The following is a 16,901-nucleotide window of genomic DNA, read 5'->3' as shown; positions in this document are numbered from 1 at the left end:
TCAATTAACGTATTCCTTCTTAAGATTATAACCAATATTGTTCAGCTGGGTCTTTATACTTCCGTCAAAGACCAATCCACCCACATGGGCGATAATACCACCGATTATTTCAGGATCGAGACTGACGTCGGCGACTATCTCTTTGCCGATAGCGGCCGAGAGTCCCTTTACAATTTTATTTAAATCCGCCTTGGTCAGGGGGGAGGCGCTTATTATCCTTGCCCTGACCCTTCCCTCCGCCTCATCCAAAAGGGTGTTGTAGATTTCAACTATATCCCCCAAGAATGAGAGCCTTTCCTTTTCAAAGATCAGACGGATGAAATTCTGCACCACATTTGAAAATTTAAATTTCGGCAAAATCTCCTCAAGGGCGGCCCTTTTGTTCTCCAGAGATTCCGAAGGCCCGACAAAAAAACTCCAGAGCATTTTGTCACTTTTAAGCATGGTGAAAAAAGAGGATATCTCCTTTCCGTATTGCTCCTTTTTGTTGTCTTCCTTGGCAAGCTCCATCAGGGCTCGTGCGTACTTTCTTGCAACGGTTTTTTGAATCATGTCAGTTTAGCAGTCTTTTCACTAATAGTGTTTTCAATATATTCGTTGGTCATTCTCGAGATGTCTTTTTTCTTGATATTCTTTTTCAGTATCTGTTCCGCGATACTTAAGGCCAAATCAACGGTCTCGGTCTTGATGGCCTGCTTTGCCATGATCAGCTCATGTTCAATACTCTTTTCGGCCATAAGTCGAATCTTCTCCGCCTCCTTGGCGGCGGTTTCAATCAGCCGTTGACGCTCCCTTTTCCCCTCTTCGAGAAAGGTTGTCCTGAGCTCTTCGACCTCTTTCTTAACCTTTGAAAACTTTGCGGTAATCTCTTGGTACCTCTTTTCGGCGTTAATCTTGGATTCCGCCGCGTCATCGAGGGCCTCGCGGATGGCCTTTTTTCTGTTCGAGAAGAAATCGATAATCTTTTCTGTAAGGACAACGTGCAATATGATGATCAAAATAGAGAAGTTGGCTATTCTCCATGCGAAGTCCTCGAATCTGTTAATGTCGCTTTCAAGCGAAAGGGCAAATTTTTTCAGGAAGGCGACATTTTGCATGGCATCGATGGATACCACGCCGTTGGCGAGAAGCGTCGTATAGAGGGCCAAGGAGATGGAGACTACTGCAAAGATTATCAGAACGGTAAGGGAGCGAGTGAGTTTTATCTTCAGGTTCATTTTAAATCTCCCTTTCGAGGATCTTCTCGGCGATCACTTTAGAGAGGACATCGGCTTCATTTTTCATCTTGGCTAAGGCCATTTCCGATTCCTTTGCGATCTCCTCTTTAAGCTTATCCGTCATATTCTTGGACTCTTCTTTGGCTGTCTTAATAATTTCGGATTCCCTTTCGATCCCTTCGGATCTCAAACGCTCTTTCTCCCTGCTTGCTTCGATTCTTGCCTCTTTGAGGGCTGTTTGGTACTCGTTAAATATCCTTTCCGACTCCGCCAGAAGGCGCTCCGACTCTTCTTCGTTTCCCTCTACCCTGTTCCTCCTTTCATCGAGGACTCTAAGTATAGGCTTTACCAGGAGCCAGTTTATCACGAGGACAAAGGCGAGGAAGTTTATCATCTGTATAAAGAATGTGAAATTAAGTTCCAGCACTTTTTATATTACCCAAAGAAACGGTTACAATAAATGAATGAATAGTCATTCAACAGAGAATTTACCATATGCCCTTTTTTATGTCAAGGGGAATTTTTAAAAAAAGAGTAAAAATAACGGGCAAATAGAACGGGATTGAGTCAACCGTCAGTGGGTGGAGCCGCCGCTGTTACTCTTGTTTACTTCCTTGACCATGTAGTGGCCCGTCTCCCTCAGCGATGTTGAAAACTTGGTCGCCGTAAGCTCATCCTTTATCCGCTCCATCCTGCAGTTGCCTTCAAAGATGCCCCCCTCGTGTATGACAAAAGTGGGGGTTTCGATCTCGCCGTAGAACCTCCCGGGCGGTGAGATTTCCACCCTTCTGGCGGCCCTGATATTTCCCTTTACAAGGCCGTTGATGATAATCGTGTCGACCTCGATCTCGCCCTCTACCTTGCCGTTGTGCCCAACGATAAGGATGTCCTTTGCGAAGATATCGCCCTTAAGCTTTCCCTCCACCCTTACCGTTCCCTCAAAGGAAAGGGATCCCTCGAAGCTAGTTCCCTCCCCCAAAAAAGCGTTAAGCTCGGATGTCTTGTCGAAGCTTTCCGGTTTCTTGCCGCCGATGATCTTGACTTTTCCAAACATGATATTATCCCCCAACAGAAGTTTTAAAATAAAAAAACCGAACAAAAAAAATATATATTCGCACCTTACCGTTCCGCCGGAAAACCTGAATTAGACCGAAAAAATAGGTTCATTTAACGGTTCAAGATTTCAAGATATCCGTCAATCTCTCCAGTTCCTGGTCTGAATAATACTCTATCTCTATCTTCCCGCCGGCTCCCCTGGAGACGATCTTTACTCTTGTTCCGAGGGTCCGGGTAAGCTCGTCTTCGATGTCCAGGAGAAGGTGATCTACCTCCCTCGCCAATTTTTCAGGCTCGCCCTCTTTCATTCTCTTAACCAAAGACTCCGTCTCCCTCACGGACATCCCCTTGGACGTGACCCTTTCCCTCGCCTTGAGGATCGACCTCTCGTCGTTTAGGGAAAGTAAAGCCCTTGCGTGACCGGAGGAAAGGACTCCCCTTGCCACATCCTCCTTTACGACATCGGGAAGGGAAAGGAGCCTCAAGGTGTTTGCTATGGTGGACCTGTCCTTGCCCACGCGCCCGGCCAAATTCTCCTGGGTAATATCGAATTCCTCGATCAGCCTAAGATAGGCGTTGGCCTCCTCGATCGGATTGAGGTCTTCCCTCTGGATATTTTCGATTAATGCCAGCTGTAGGATCTCGGAGTCTGATACATCCTTGATCACCACGGGAACGCGCTCGAGGCCCGCCCTCTTTGCAGCCCTGAGCCTACGCTCTCCGGCGATGAGCTCGTAGCCGTCTTCTGAGCTTCTGACAATAAGGGGTTGGATAATCCCATTCTCTTCGACGGAGGCGGCAAGCTCCTCTATCTTTTCGTCATCGAAGTCCTTCCTGGGCTGATAACGATTGGGGATAATGTCCCCCACCTTTACCGTAAAGAGATCTCCATGGGTGACCTTTCCCACTCCCTTTTCGATGAACTCTTCCACCGGTGCGGCGTCCGGAATGAGCGCGGAGAGTCCCTTCCCAAGTGCCTTTCTCTTTGCCATTATCTCTCTCTCCGAATAATTTCCTGAGTGAGCTCCAGGTAGCTCATTGCCCCCTTCGAGTTGATGTCATAGAGGATGATGGGCAGCCCAAAGCTCGAGCATTCCGAGAGACTAACGTTTCTTGGAATAACGCTTTTAAAGACCTGTTTGCCGAAATGTTTTGTCACCTCCTCCTGAACCTGATGGGACAGGTTGTTTCTTGAGTCGAACATTGTGAGGAGGATACCCTCGATGACGAGTTGTTTGTTTATATTCTTTCTGATAATGTTTATGGTGTTTAATAGCTGACCCAACCCCTCCAGGGCGAAGTATTCGCACTGCAGGGGGATGATGATGCTGTGTGCCGCCGTGAGGGAATTTACGGTTAGAAGTCCCAGGGAGGGCGGGCAGTCTATCAAGACATAATCGAATCTGTCCAATATCTCTTCGATCCCCGACTTCAATTTTTGCTCCCTGCCGATAGCCCCGACAAGTTCTATCTCCGCTCCGATCAGGTCGGTGTTCGAGGGGGCGAGCATCAGGAAGGGGAGCTCCCTTTTCGGCTTCAATAATATCTTCGATATGGAGGTTTTTTCAATAAGGACCTGGTAGATGCTCTCACGGACCTCGTTCTTGTCGACTCCGAGCCCGCTCCCGGCGTTGGCCTGAGGATCGATATCGATGACGAGGGTCTTTCTCTCCGCCGCAGCCAGAGAGGCGGAGAGGTTAACGGCGGTGGTGGTCTTTCCCACCCCCCCTTTTTGGTTTGCAATACAAATTACCTTTGCTGCCATATTGTATTTAAGCCTGATACAGAATTGAATTGAGATCGAAAAATACGAAGTAATATATCACAAAGTTCTAAATATCGGAAGTGGAAAATGGAACATAATAAGATAAAAATGACAATAATTTGAAAAAAATCCCCTGCTTGTCTTGCCGATAAGGAATTAAATTGCCGAAACGTTTCACGTGAAACACTCCCGGGGGGCGATCCGTCGAAAAAAAGGGGCAATTGTTTCACGTGAAACAATTGCCCCCCGAAATGCCTTGAATAATCAATGCCCCTATTTGCCGACGCAGAATCGGGAGAAAATGGCGTCGAGCACATCTTCGGCTCCTACCTCTCCAGTAATCTCCTTAAGGGATGTCAACGCACCGCGGATGTCCACAGCCAGTAGCTCCGGCTCAAAACGTCTTTTGATCCTCCCTTCCCCCGGGCCGTAGATATTTTCCCCGTTTAATATCTCTGTTAGGGATCTCCTTGCGCCCAAGAGGGCCTCAAGGTGTCTCGCGTTGTTTATGATTATCCTGTCGGAAGCGGCCCCGCCTCCCCCCGCCTCATCGAGGAGGAGCCTCCTGATCTCCGATCTCAAATCGTCTATCCCCCGGCCCGTCAGAGCTGAGGTGAAGAGATAGGGAAAGGGGAGGTCTTCCATCTCGTTTATACGCATATCTTCCTTTCCCTCCGGTTCATTGACATCGAGGAGATCGACCTTGTTCAGGACGACGAGGGTTGCGACTCCCTCCTTTACGGCCCCCCCGCCCTCGATGAGATAGATCATCCTCTCCTCCTCATTGCCGATTTCCGATGTCACGTCGATCACAAGGAGGATTATGTCGGCCCCCGAGACCGCCTCCCATGCCCTTCTGACCCCCTCCCGCTCCGCTTCGCCCAGGACCTCCCGGATGCCGCACGTGTCGACGATCTTGAGCGGGATGCCGTTAATTCTGGTAAAGTCCCAGACGGTATCTCTGGTCGTTCCGGGCTCGGCCGTTACGATGGCCCGATCCGCCCCCAGAAGCCTGTTCATCAGGCTCGACTTCCCCACGTTGGGACACCCGAGAATGACCACGCTCGCGCCCTCTTTCAGCATCCTCCCCCGGCGGTATGTGGAGAGGAGTTCTTCTATCCTCTTCAGGATACGCTCCGACTCTTTTATGACGACCTCCCGGGATATTATCTCGGTCTCCTCGTCCGGGAAGTCTATTGAGGCCTCCACGTCGGCGAGGAGCAGAACCAGCGCCTCCTTCATATCCTCGATCTCTCCGGAGAGCCCGCCGAAGAGCTGGCCCGCCGAGACCAGAAGGCCCCTCTCTGTGACGGAGGTGATAATGTCCAGCACCGCCTCCGCCTGGGCGAGATCGAGCTTCCCGTTCATAAAGGCCCGCCTCGTGAACTCCCCGTTTTCGGCGGGACGCGCCCCCGCGGACACGGCTCCCAATACCACCGACTCTAAGAGGAGGGGGCCGCCGTGACACTGGAGCTCCACGACGTCTTCCCCGGTGTAGGAGCTGGGCGATTCCATGAAGACAAAAAGGGCGCGGTCGATCGCCTTCCCGTTGGAGTCGAGGACGTCGCCGAGGTACATCCTGTGGGTTTCGATTTTTTGAGGCTTTTGGATAAATCTGAAGAGCTTTTTCCCAATGGAGAGGGAATCGGGGCCGCTGAGACGGACCACCCCTATTGCACCCTCTCCCCAGGGCGTCGCCACCGCGACAATTGTGTCGGCATCGATCTTTCGGTCAAAATCTCTGTTCATTTATTTAAAAGAAAGGCTGTTATGGAAAAGTTGGAAGCGAATTTATAAGTCGAAGAATATCTCCCGGGGTGTAATCTTATATTGAGCTTTTGAGTTTTTTTAGCCGTGATAAAAAAGACGACATCGGACATTGCTATTGATTGCTATGGGCCGTAGGCTTTTATCTTAGATCTCTTGATTCTAAAAAGATATTCCCTCGTCAAAAATTCCGCAGCCCCCGCTGAAATGGCAAATCGGTCTGAAGTCTGATGCCAAGATGAAGTTGATCGAAGATTGAAGACCCTTATCTCTTGACCGGATAGATTATGACCTTTCTCTTCTCGCCCTCCCCCCGGCTCTCCGTCTTGAGCTCTTTATCCGTCTTCAGTGCCAGGTGAAAGAGCCTTCTCTCCACGGAGCCCATAGGCTCGGCCGCAACCGGTTTCCCGAGCCTCTTTGCCTTTTTGCCGAGGCTTATGGCTATCTTCCTGATCGATTGCTCACGACGGCTCCTGTATCCCTCGCTGTCGATGACCACCCGTATCCTCCCCTCGTGGATTCGCTGAATGTATCTATTTGTGATGTACTGAAGGGCGTCCAGCGTCTGTCCCCGCCTTCCGATGACTAAACCTTCCGATTCCCCCCTGATATTGAGATTCAATCCGTCTTCGTCCTCGACGCCCTCAACCCTGGCGCCTATTTTCATCTTTCTCAATATCTCGGACAGGAACTCTATTGCGTCTCTTAATGCCCTCTGGGAGTCGGCCTCCCACGCCCTGATGGTGATCTTTTTCTTGCCCAGAAGCCCGAAGATTCCCCCCGCTCCCGAATCTATAACCCGATACTCCATGCTGTTCCGATCCAATCCGAGTTGACCCGCCGCGCTTTTAAGGGCGTCCTCGAGGTCGACGCCGGTTACGACTATGCCCAAATCCTCGTTCTGTCCTGCGTGATCGTTAGAATCCATTACGGAACCTTAATCCTTTACTATCTTGTTTGTCACAAGCTGCTGGGCTATTGACAAGATGTTGCTCACGAGAAAATAGAGCACCAATCCCGAAGGGAGGTTGAGGAAGATGACCGTAAAGACAATCGGCATCATGAGCATAATCTTCTGCTGGGTGGGATCGGCGCCGGTGGGTGTGAGCTTCTGCTGGAGAAAATATGAGAGCCCCATGACGATGGGAGTCACGTAATAAGGATCCTTCTCCGAGAGGTCTTGTATCCACAGCCAGAACGGGGCGTGCCTCAAGTCTATGGCGACATAGAGCGCCTTGTAGAGGGCGATAAAAATCGGAAGCTGAAGGAAGAGGGGAAGACACCCGCCAAGCGGGTTTATCTTGTGGGTCTGGTACAGGCGCATTACCTCCTGGTTCATCTTCTCCTTGTCGTTCTTGTACTTCTCCCGGATCTCCTTCATCAGGGGCTGTATCTTCTGCATATCCTTCATCGACTTCATCGACTTGTGGGTTATCGGATACAGTAAAAGCCTGACGACAACGGTAAGCAGGATTATCGCGACGCCGTAGTTCTTGAATATGATAAAGAAGAACTTCAAAAGCTTTACAAGGGGAATGGAGAGGAATGCGAAGAAACCGTAGTCGATCGCCTCGCTCAGGGAATGGCCGACCTCATCCATCGCCTTTGGGTCTTTGGGGCCGAGGTACAGTCCCATGTCTCCCTCGAAAGACTCCCCGGCGGAGAGGGAGAAGTCCCCGACTCTATAGACGCCCTCGATCAACTCCGTCTCCAGCCTTATCGCCTCCGTCGTTTCTCCCGGAACTTCCTTTATCAAAAGGGCCAGCATAAAATATTTTGAGTCGAAACCGATCCACGATATGTCACCCTTTATGACCTTATCCTCCCCCTCTTTTACCTTCGCCGCAACTTCCCTCTCCACTTTTCCGTTTATGAAAACAAGAAAACTCGCCGGAAACTGGTATCCACTAAAGAGACTGAACGACTTTTTCTCCTCCTTCTTCACATATTCAAAGAGGGATACATCTAGATCTCCCTTGACCTTTTTGTCGGTTAGATTGTATATCTTGAAGTCAAAATCAATCCCGTAGGTATCGGGGTTGAAAGTGTAGCTCTTCTCGACCCGGAAATTTTCCCCCTCCCAGACAAGAACGACGCTTTTAGGCTCATCGCCCTCATTCAGCTCGATCTTATCCGTCGCCTCTGTGGCATATACTATATCCTCGCTGAACTCCTCGAGATTTGTGTCGAAGGCGATCTTAGGGGAGAGGTCCTTCACCTCTTCGAGAATTATATCGACCGGAGGCGAGTTTTCCTCTATCGCTTCCGAGTAATCGTTCAGTCTGAAGGAGGAAATCCTTCCCCCTTCGGTGGTCAGTACAGCGTTGTATTTCGGGGTTGTAATTTCGATCTCCCTCCCCGCCTCCTCGACCGGAGTCGGGGACTTTTTCCCCTTGGGCTCCGGTTTTGCGGTCTCCACGGGGGTCTTTTCGGCGTCCGGCTCATCGGTTTTTGTCGATTCTTCTTTTGTAATCTCCTCGGTGGTGCTCTCTTCACCGGGAGCGGGTTTCTCCGGCGGCTTTACTAGAAATTTCTGCCAGATTATAAGTATAAGGAAGGAGAGGACGATGGCCAAAAGGGTCTTTTTATCCATGTGTGGGTCTCCAATATTTTCCGATTATATAATTTAATGACATGTTTTCTATTTATCCTTTATTATCTGCGGCACTTTATTTAGCAATCAAAATCTTCAAAATCCATTCTCAGTTTGACCTTTTTCACGGTCGGTTTTCAACTTCTCCGATAATCTCGATACGGCGCCGATGATTTCTTCCATGAAGAAATTCAGAGAGAGGGCACCGGGCCTTTCCGTAACGATGATCAGGAGGTCGGCCGAAGGGGGGAAGGCCTTCTTGTTCTGTCTAAATACTTCCCTGATTAATCTCTTTATCCTGTTTCTCACGTACGCCTTGCCGATCTTCTTGGGCACCCTTATTCCGATTCGGGTGATGTCCAGATTGTTCGGAAGCTGAATGATGACAAAGGGGCCGCCAAACACCTTCGTGGTTTTTCCCCTGTAAAGTTTGAACCTTTCAAAATCGGTTTTCTTTCTGATTCTCTCGCTTCTGGAAAAAGTCTTTTTTTCCACCGAATTCCCGGCAGTTTTGTTTGTAAAAAAACCTAAGTAAAATATCTTGAAATTAGATCGGCACTCCTGTCTAATCTTGCCCCGATAATTGAGCCGCGTTTCCAATCCCAAAAAAGGCAAATTCCCCGAGCAATATTTGCCTCCCCCTTAAAAAATTCGCCCACCCCAAGAAATTCGCCCAACCCCTACCGTAAAAAACAAAACCGCCCCTGAAAAATATAACCCGGGGCGTGAAAGCTCTTAAAGCAGTAATGACCGGCCGCTTAAGATGAAAAAATGTTTTGTCGGATTTTGTAGGTCAAGGCAAAGACTATTTGAACAGCGGTTATTTAAGGAAGCATCGCGAACGGGATCTGCTCTCCTCCCCCTTTCCTCCGCCTTTCATTCCCCTCACTTTCCCTATTCTTCCCCAACAAATCCAATCAAGAGCCGCCCTTCGCTTTTTTATCACGCGGAGAGCCTCTTTCTCCCCTTTGCCCTTCTCCTTTTTATAACGTTCCTGCCGCCGGGACTGCTCATCCTCTTCAAAAAACCGTGGTTTCTCTTTCTCTTTAAGTTGCTTGGCTGAAATGTCCTTTTCATAAACCTATACCTCTATTTCTAAATGAGATTTTACCATAAAACTTCATAATTAAATCATTAAATGGCCAGATTGTCAAGAACTTTGAGTTGATTTTTATTGAGTGAAGGGGGAGGGGGTTGTTTCCCAAAAGAAGCCCTGTTTTGAAAAATTGCCACCTCAGATCATCAACAACTAAGAGGGATTATTGGCAAATTTATTGGGATAGGGATGTGGGGATCGAAATACACTTAATAGTCCGGCGGGCATTGATCAGAGGAGGTTTTCCCGGACGTACCGAACCCCGTTCTTGAAGATGAGGAGTCCCTTCCCCTCCCGGTTTTGTGTATCCGACGAGCCATTTTGGGAGTACTCCCTCGTCCAGCGGGGATGTTGCGTAAACGACATGAATCCCTCGGGATGGGGCATCAGCGCCATCAACCGGCCCGACTCGTCGCTTATCCCGGCGATCGATCGAAAGGAGCCGTTCGGATTTTTCGGGTACTCCATGGTGGGATTGTAATTCTCGTCGGAGTATCTGAAGATGACGAGGTTTTTCTTCTCCATCTCATCGAGGACTTTATCCTCGGCGACGAATTTTCCCTCGCCGTGCCTCACGGGGAGGTAGAGGTCCGTAATCCCCTTCGTGAAGACGGAGGGAGATTTCTCGTCCACATGAAGATATACCCACCTGTCCTCGAAGCGCCCCGAGTCGTTGTAGGTGATGGTAGTGGACTGGGTGCCGTAGGTCTTATTGACCGCGGGAAGGAGACCGAGCTTCACCATCAGCTGAAAGCCGTTGCATATTCCTATTATCAACTTCTCGTCGGAGACGAACTCCATGATGGAATCTATCAGCCTCTCGCCCGTCTCCACCATCTTTGAGAACTTGAGCCTGTTGGCCATCGCCTTTGCGGCGCCGAGGTCGTCGCCGTCCAAAAAGCCGCCCGCCAGGGCGAGGATGTGGTAGTCGTCAAGCTTTACCTCGCCGTAGACTATCCGGCTTATGTGGACGATGTCGGAGACATCGGCCCCCGCCAGCCTGAAGGCGAAGGCGGTCTCCATCTCGCAGTTCGTCCCGTTTCCCGATATTGTTATTACCTTTACTCCGTCTTTCATGACAAATTTTTCAATCCTTTTCGTTCAGCTTTTTAAAGGTACAATTTTTCGCGTTTCTATTTGCGTCTTCATTTTTTTACCGGGTCAAAACATCAACGGCTTTTGCCATGCCTCCTTCAACTTCCCGATCTCTATATTAACAACAACCTTCCCAGAGAGACCAGTAATGACGAGGCGTTTCTCCTCGGTTACAATCCCCACGCGGGCAAAGCCCGACTTTTTAACAACCCTCTCGAAGCTCGATGCGTCCTTGGGCCTTACGGTCACTACAAACCTCCCCTGGGACTCGGAGAAGAGGAGGTAGTCGTCCCTCGTGACGCCCTCTCTTGGAACGGATTTCAGGTCTATCTCCATCCCCAGCTCGCCGGAGAAGGCGCTCTCGGCCAGCGCCGCCCCGAGCCCGGCGTCGGAGACGTCGTGGCACGACCTGACGAGGCGGGCCCGAATCGCCTTGTAAAGGGCGCGGTAGAGGAGGAGGTTTGACCTCTCGTCCACAGTCGGGACCGAGTTTCCGATAAATCCGTGATGAGCGAAGTATTCGCTCCCTCCCATCTCCTCTTTGGTAATCCCAAGGACATAGACGAGATCGCCGCCGCTCTTGACGTCCATGGTGACGCACCTGGTCACGTCGTCGATCCTTCCGATGATGGAAAAGAGGATCGTTGGGGGGATAGATATCTTTGTCTCCCCGATCATGTAGTCGTTCTTCATGCTGTCCTTTCCCGAGATCATCGGTATCCCGTAGTGGGTCGTTATGTCGTAGAGGCCCCTGTTCGCCCTAACGAGCTGGGCGAGCTTGTGCTCGCCGTCCGGGGTCTTTTCGCTCTTCACCGGGTCGCACCAGCAGAAGTTGTCGAGGCCCGCCATGTAGTCGATGTTTCCGCCCACGGCGACCGCGTTTCTGACCGCCTCGTCCACGGCGATCTTTGCCATCCGGTAGGTGTCGATGTCTGAGAACTTCGGGCAGATGCCGCTCGATACGACTACCCCCTCCCTTTTCCCCAGAACCGGGGTCAGCACGGCGGCGTCGGAGGGGCCGTCGTCTTTAATACCAACAAGAGGCTTTATGACGCTCGTCCCCTGTACCTCATGGTCGTACTGGCGGACGACCGACTCCTTGCTGGCAACGTTGAGCCTCCCCAGCAGCTTCAACAGTGCATCGTTCAGGTCTTCCGGAAGAGGAAGGTCACTCTCTCCCGGCTCCGGGTGTTTCGGGGGGGTCCACTTGGCCGTGAGCTTCATCTTCGGATTCCCTTCGTGGAGGAAGTCCATGTCGAGGTACGCCGCTGTCTTCCCCTCGAAGAGGATGTGGAATTTGCCGGAGTCGGTGTATTCCCCAAGGACAGTCGCCTCCACGTCCATCCTCTCGGCCAGATCGAGGAAACTGTCGAGCTTATCCGGGGGGACGGCAAGCGTCATTCTCTCCTGAGCCTCCGAGAGGAGGATCTCCCAGGGACGAAGACCTTCGTACTTGAGGGGCGCCCTCTCGAGGTGGAGGATGCACCCGCCGGTGTCCCTTGCCATCTCGCCCACCGACGATGAGAGGCCGCCGGCGCCGTTGTCGGTTATGGCGTTGTAGAGGCCGAGGTCTCTGGCGACGAGGAGCATGTCGGTCATTCGCTTCTGGGTTATCGGGTCGCCTATCTGGACCGCCGTTGCCGGGGAGCCCTCGTGAAGCTCCTCCGATGAGAAGGTCGCGCCGTGGATGCCGTCGGCGCCGATGCGGCCGCCGGTCATGACGATCTTGTCGCCCACCCGGGCGCGCTTCTTGTGGGAGGGGCGGTTGCCCACTTTCTTCGGCATTATCCCCCCCGTGCCGCAGTATACGAGGGGCTTTCCCAGAAAGCGGTCGTCGAATACGATCGTCCCGTTTACCGTCGGGATGCCGCTCTTGTTTCCGCCGTGCTCCACCCCCTCCCTCACCCCCTCGTAGACCCTCTTCGGGTGGAGGAGCCTAGGGGGGATGTCCCCCTTGAAGTTTGGGTCTGCAAAGCAGAAGACATCGGTGTTGAAGATGAGCCTGGCCCCCATCCCCGTCCCGAAGGGGTCCCTGTTCACCCCGACGATCCCCGTCAGTGCCCCGCCGTAGGGATCGAGGGCGGAGGGGCTGTTGTGTGTCTCCACCTTGAAGACGAGGTTGTGGTCTTCGTTGAAGCTTATAACCCCGGCGTTGTCAACGAAGACGGAGAGGCAAAAATCTTTGCGCCCCTTTTTCTTCCTGATCTTCTTGGTGGCCCCCTTGATATACGTGTCAAAGAGGCTCGTGATCTTTTCTGTCTTACCGTCATCCACGTAGTCTATATCGGCGTTGAATATCTTGTGCTTGCAGTGCTCCGACCAGGTCTGGGCCAACGCCTCCAGCTCCACATCCGTGACCATATTTCCCAGCCCGGCTCTTTCCCTTCCCGCAACGACCTTATTGTCGTGGACGTAAGATTGAATCTCCTTCATCTCCTCGAGCGACAGCGCCAGGACACCTTCCCTGCTTATCTTCATAAGCTCGTCGTCGCTAACGTCAAGTTTAACGCCCCTTACCTCGTTTGTGTGGGCGCCGGTGACCTTGGGGACGTAGGGGAGAATCCCGTCCGACTTTTTGAAGTTGCCTTCGTCCAAAATGGTGAACCTCTGGATTAGGCCGTTTCCCAGGAGCTTCTTCGCTATCGTCTCAGCATCGTCTTTGTCTATTTTGCCGGAGATGAGGTATTGGACGGAGGAGTAGGCCTTCTCCTTTTTGCCGAGACTCCCCGGAAAGATGAGCTTTATGCCCTCGGTCGCCGTCCTCCCCACGTTGTCGGTGACCCCCGGGAGATACGAGACCTCCACGGCGAAATCGAACTCGCCCCATAGAGCGCCCAAGGGGGAGTCGATCGAGTAGGTCTCCACGATAGGATCGACGAGGAGGTTTTCGGCGATCTTCGTTAGCTCGCTATCTTTGAAGTCGGCGTCGATGGTGTAGACGTTTATCGTCTTTACGGAGTCGACGTCGATCTTGAGGTCTTCGGCGATCCTCTTTTTCATCTTGTCGCCCAGGGCGTCCTTGAACCGGCGCCTAAGGCCTACCTCTATTCTGTGTGCCCTGCGTTCCATATACCGTCTCTCATTTTAAAGTATCTATTGAGTTCGAACATTAAAAAAACAAATCAGAAACCCGGCCCAAATAAAAACCAGGTCCCGATGAGCTTCGAGGACCCGCTGACTTCAATATCGGAAGCCCAATTTAAAGAGACCGAATTAACAATAGATAACATAGAGCTAAACCACTTGCGAACAAGGCAAGGGGGGAAATCAAAAATTAAAAGCCGGCCTTTCTCTTCTCCTTGGCAACAACCTTTATCGCCTTGTCCCTGCCGGGCAGGTCTTCCGGGAGGAGGCTCAGAAACTTCAAGAGGCTCTCCAGTCCACCGAAGGCCCTGATCCTCGAAAGGGCCGAGATATCTATACCGGTCAGCTCCGACGCCTCTTTGGCCGTGGGGTATTTCCTCCCGAGGCTTTCGGGATCTGAGGCTGTCAGGTCGCCGTACTCGGCTGTGAAGGCCTCGGAGACCTCTTTTGCCGCGGCGTTGGAAAACGTGAGGTGATCTTCCCCCTTCAACTCTTTGAAGTAGGAGTCGTAATATGTCCGTTCGAAGTGTTTGAGCTGCCTCCTCGCCAGTATCTTGACCGCATCTTCCTTGCCCCTAAGGTCGTCCGGGAGTCCGGCAACCGTGGCGTACAGGACTATGTCGCTCCCTATATGTTCGATGATCGCCAGGGGCACGAAATCAAGACCCGTAAGCTCGGAGATGAGGGCGGGTATGCGGAACATATTCCGGTTGTTATCGTTATCGGCTATCGCCCCGTATGCGTAGGTCTCCGCCTTTCCCCCTCCCTTGATAAGCTCATCGGCCCTCTCGGCTATGATCTGGTTTCCCGTCTCGAGGGGACTCTTCGGGAAGGCGTTGGTTGTGAGGAGAAGGACAAAAAGGGCGCTTACGGCAAGGATCGAAATCCTTCTTTTATCGCCTTTTATAAGCTTCATATAGTTCATATTGGCGGCCCCATAGTAATAATTTTTTGATGGGTGTATGGAATTTAATATTTTCGCGATATTACTTTAAGGTTAAAATATATTAGATAATTGTTCCGCAGTCAACAAAAACCGGAAAAAAACCGCCTTCTTCCGGATACGGCTCTCTTTTACAAGGAGGGGCGGATTGAGCCGCGCTATTTGGGATCGACGCGCCTCGGGCCTTGGGGCCGCCACGCCGGGGAGATGACCCCCGCCTCGATCTGCCTTTGCGTCACGGTGGCGTAGGTCAGGGCGTCCTCGCCGTAGATGTCCTTGACGCTGTCCATGGCGTCCGTCAGAAGAAATTCTCGGCGTTCCCCGGTGAAGAGGGGGAACTGCTTTCCGTTGTATGCCAGGTTGGTGATGCTGACCCCCAGAAGGCGCACCGGCCTTTCGATCTCTATGGTGTCCAAGATCTTCGACGCCACGCAGTATATATCGAAATCGAGGTTTACGGGGCTCTTGACGGTCTGCCTCTTGCCTGTGCCGGTAAAGTCGGAGAACCTGACGTAGAGGTAGACGGTGCGCCCGGAGCAGCCGTGTTTTCTGGCCCTTCTCCCCACCTTCTCGGAGAGGAGCAGCAGGTAGCGGTTCATATCCTCGCGCTCTTCCACGTCAGCAGGAAAGGTCATCGAGTGGCCGATGCTCTTTGCCGGGTCTTCGTCCCCCAGGGGGACGACGGGGCTCTCGTCTATGCCCAGGCCCATGTAGTGGAGGCGCTCCCCTATTATCCCGAACTTCTTTTTGAGGACCTGGGCCGGGTATCTCCCGAGCTCCCCCATCGTCCCGATCCCCAGGGTGCGAAGCTTTTTTCCCATCTTTTTGCCGATGCCGCAGATCTCCTCGATGGGGAGGTCTTCAAGGAGCGCCGGGACTTCTCCGTCGTTTACGATCACCAGGCCGTCCGGCTTTCTCAGGTCGCTGGCGAGCTTCGCTATCAGCTTGTTCGGGGCGATCCCCACCGAGCAGGTGAGGTTTAGCTCCCCCCTTATTCTCTCCTTGACGAGTCTCCCGATCGCCTCCTTTCCCCCGAAGAGGCGTAAAGACCCCGTCAGGTCGGCGAAGGCCTCGTCTATGGAAAAGACCTCCACCATCGGGCTGAACTCCTTGAGTATCTTCATGATCTTTACCGACGTGTCGATGTACTTTCTGTTGTTTCCGGGAACTAAAATCAACTCAGGGCAGGCGCGCATCCCCTCGCCCATGGTCATGCCGGTCTTGACGCCGTTTTTTCTCGCCTCGTAGGAGGAGGTGACGATGACGGTTCGCTTCTTGCTTCCGACGACGGCGATCGGCTTCCCCCTGAGGGCCGGGTTCGTGGCCTGCTCCACCTGGGCGAAGAAGGCGTCCATGTCGAGATGGAGGACGCACCTGTTCTCCGTGATCTTCCGGCCTTTCAGCTTCGGCGTTATGAACGCGCTCTTTACAAGGTCGATGGGCATGGGGGGTTACCTTTTGTTGCTGCAAAATGGTTGTTATCTCATTTACATATTTTTTGACAATATCTATTTATATGATATATAATTCAAACCCACTATCCTTTTAAATAGGGGTTAAGGCAAATGGACGAAAGTCTTAAAAGCATTGAAAAAGATATCGAAAAAGCAATCAAGGCCTACGAAGTTGTTGTAAAAGGGATAGATGAAAAAGCGCAACATTCTGATGACAGGGCCTACGGAGGAATAGTAAGAGCGGGGAAGGGTAAACTGGTGGAAGCAATCGCTGGTTTAATGGTGTCTTTGGCGTGGGAGACATTAGGGGGTAGCGACGAAAGAATATTTATGGATAGACGCAAAGTAAAAATCCCCATCAAAAAGGATTACATTGAAAAGATAAAAAATGAAGAGACACGACAGTATATCAGAGACAATATAAAAAGACACTACTATGGCCTTTCAACAGATTTACATGTACACATAGACAAAAAATTTGTTGTCGCTATTGAATGCAAGGCGTACACAGAAAATGCAATGTTAAAGAGAATACTCGTTGACTTTACGCTATTAAAAGAAGCATATCCGAATATAGATTTGATTCTAATTCAGCTGGAAAGTCAGTTGGGGGGCGACTATTCTAAATTAAAGGATGTAACCTTTGGCAGCCCATCGACTCATACTTTAATATCACATTTCGATATAACCCCCACCATAATTACTTTACTGGAAGGTGAAAGAAAAGTAGACAAACCCATACATATACCGGAATTTTACAAACCTCTGAAAAAGGAGAATTTAGATAAGGCGGTATTCACGATAAGAGAAATCCTGCGAAAACACGTTTGA

At 51.3% G+C, this 16,901-nt stretch carries 16 protein-coding genes; 1 reads left to right on the top strand and 15 read right to left on the bottom strand.

The window, feature by feature from the left end:
- The 15 genes from atpH to dinB all read right to left on the bottom strand — a co-directional run bounded on the left by atpH (nt 1) and on the right by dinB (nt 16,061).
- Entirely contained in the window at nt 1–510 is a 510-nt protein-coding gene (gene atpH / locus JW984_10155) for an ATP synthase F1 subunit delta (protein MBN1573545.1), read from the bottom strand.
- Between the two features lie 38 nt (nt 511–548).
- On the bottom strand, nt 549–1,217 hold the full coding sequence (locus JW984_10150) for an ATP synthase F0 subunit B (GenBank protein MBN1573544.1): 669 nt from the start codon (nt 1,215–1,217) through the stop codon (nt 549–551).
- Between the two features lies 1 nt (nt 1,218).
- Nucleotides 1,219–1,644 carry an ATP synthase F0 subunit B gene (locus tag JW984_10145; protein MBN1573543.1) on the bottom strand — a complete coding sequence of 142 codons (426 nt, stop codon included), beginning with the start codon at nt 1,642–1,644 and terminating at the stop codon, nt 1,219–1,221.
- Between the two features lie 147 nt (nt 1,645–1,791).
- On the bottom strand, nt 1,792–2,271 hold the full coding sequence (locus tag JW984_10140) for a polymer-forming cytoskeletal protein (GenBank protein MBN1573542.1): 480 nt from the start codon (nt 2,269–2,271) through the stop codon (nt 1,792–1,794).
- A 121-nt stretch (nt 2,272–2,392) separates the two neighbouring features.
- Nucleotides 2,393–3,265 (bottom strand): ParB/RepB/Spo0J family partition protein, encoded by an 873-nt coding sequence (locus JW984_10135; GenBank protein ID MBN1573541.1) that lies wholly within the window; start codon nt 3,263–3,265, stop codon nt 2,393–2,395.
- Nucleotides 3,265–4,038, bottom strand: a complete 774-nt coding sequence (locus JW984_10130) for a ParA family protein (protein ID MBN1573540.1) — start codon at nt 4,036–4,038, stop codon at nt 3,265–3,267. Before JW984_10130 ends, JW984_10135 begins: the two co-directional genes overlap by 1 nt.
- A 273-nt stretch (nt 4,039–4,311) precedes the next feature.
- Nucleotides 4,312–5,787, bottom strand: a complete 1,476-nt coding sequence (mnmE, locus tag JW984_10125) for a tRNA uridine-5-carboxymethylaminomethyl(34) synthesis GTPase MnmE (GenBank protein MBN1573539.1) — start codon at nt 5,785–5,787, stop codon at nt 4,312–4,314.
- Nucleotides 5,788–6,070: 283 nt separating this feature from the next.
- The gene (locus tag JW984_10120; protein MBN1573538.1) at nt 6,071–6,733 is read right to left on the bottom strand and encodes a KH domain-containing protein; all 663 of its coding nucleotides are present in this window, start codon (nt 6,731–6,733) and stop codon (nt 6,071–6,073) included.
- Nucleotides 6,734–6,742: 9 nt separating this feature from the next.
- On the bottom strand, nt 6,743–8,398 hold the full coding sequence (gene yidC, locus JW984_10115) for a membrane protein insertase YidC (protein MBN1573537.1): 1,656 nt from the start codon (nt 8,396–8,398) through the stop codon (nt 6,743–6,745).
- Between the two features lie 96 nt (nt 8,399–8,494).
- Nucleotides 8,495–8,893: a ribonuclease P protein component gene (gene rnpA / locus JW984_10110; GenBank protein MBN1573536.1), complete on the bottom strand. Its 399-nt coding sequence runs from the start codon at nt 8,891–8,893 to the stop codon at nt 8,495–8,497.
- Nucleotides 8,894–9,340: 447 nt separating this feature from the next.
- Nucleotides 9,341–9,475, bottom strand: a complete 135-nt coding sequence (rpmH, locus tag JW984_10105) for a 50S ribosomal protein L34 (protein MBN1573535.1) — start codon at nt 9,473–9,475, stop codon at nt 9,341–9,343.
- 250 nt (nt 9,476–9,725) lie between these two features.
- The gene (locus JW984_10100; GenBank protein ID MBN1573534.1) at nt 9,726–10,571 is read right to left on the bottom strand and encodes a phosphoribosylformylglycinamidine synthase subunit PurQ; all 846 of its coding nucleotides are present in this window, start codon (nt 10,569–10,571) and stop codon (nt 9,726–9,728) included.
- 84 nt (nt 10,572–10,655) lie between these two features.
- Nucleotides 10,656–13,658 carry a phosphoribosylformylglycinamidine synthase subunit PurS gene (locus JW984_10095; GenBank protein MBN1573533.1) on the bottom strand — a complete coding sequence of 1,001 codons (3,003 nt, stop codon included), beginning with the start codon at nt 13,656–13,658 and terminating at the stop codon, nt 10,656–10,658.
- A 205-nt stretch (nt 13,659–13,863) separates the two neighbouring features.
- Nucleotides 13,864–14,598: a hypothetical protein gene (locus JW984_10090; GenBank protein ID MBN1573532.1), complete on the bottom strand. Its 735-nt coding sequence runs from the start codon at nt 14,596–14,598 to the stop codon at nt 13,864–13,866.
- A 176-nt stretch (nt 14,599–14,774) separates the two neighbouring features.
- Nucleotides 14,775–16,061 carry a DNA polymerase IV gene (gene dinB, locus JW984_10085; protein MBN1573531.1) on the bottom strand — a complete coding sequence of 429 codons (1,287 nt, stop codon included), beginning with the start codon at nt 16,059–16,061 and terminating at the stop codon, nt 14,775–14,777.
- A 120-nt stretch (nt 16,062–16,181) separates the two neighbouring features.
- Here dinB and JW984_10080 point away from each other — a divergent pair, with 120 nt between their 5' ends.
- A complete protein-coding gene (locus JW984_10080; protein MBN1573530.1) occupies nt 16,182–16,901 on the top strand; it encodes a restriction endonuclease in 720 nt (239 codons plus the stop codon).

The organism is Candidatus Zymogenus saltonus (assembly GCA_016929395.1).
GTDB classification, from domain to species: Bacteria; Desulfobacterota; Zymogenia; order Zymogenales; family Zymogenaceae; genus Zymogenus; species Zymogenus saltonus.
This window is presented reverse-complemented; position numbering and strand designations above follow the sequence as displayed.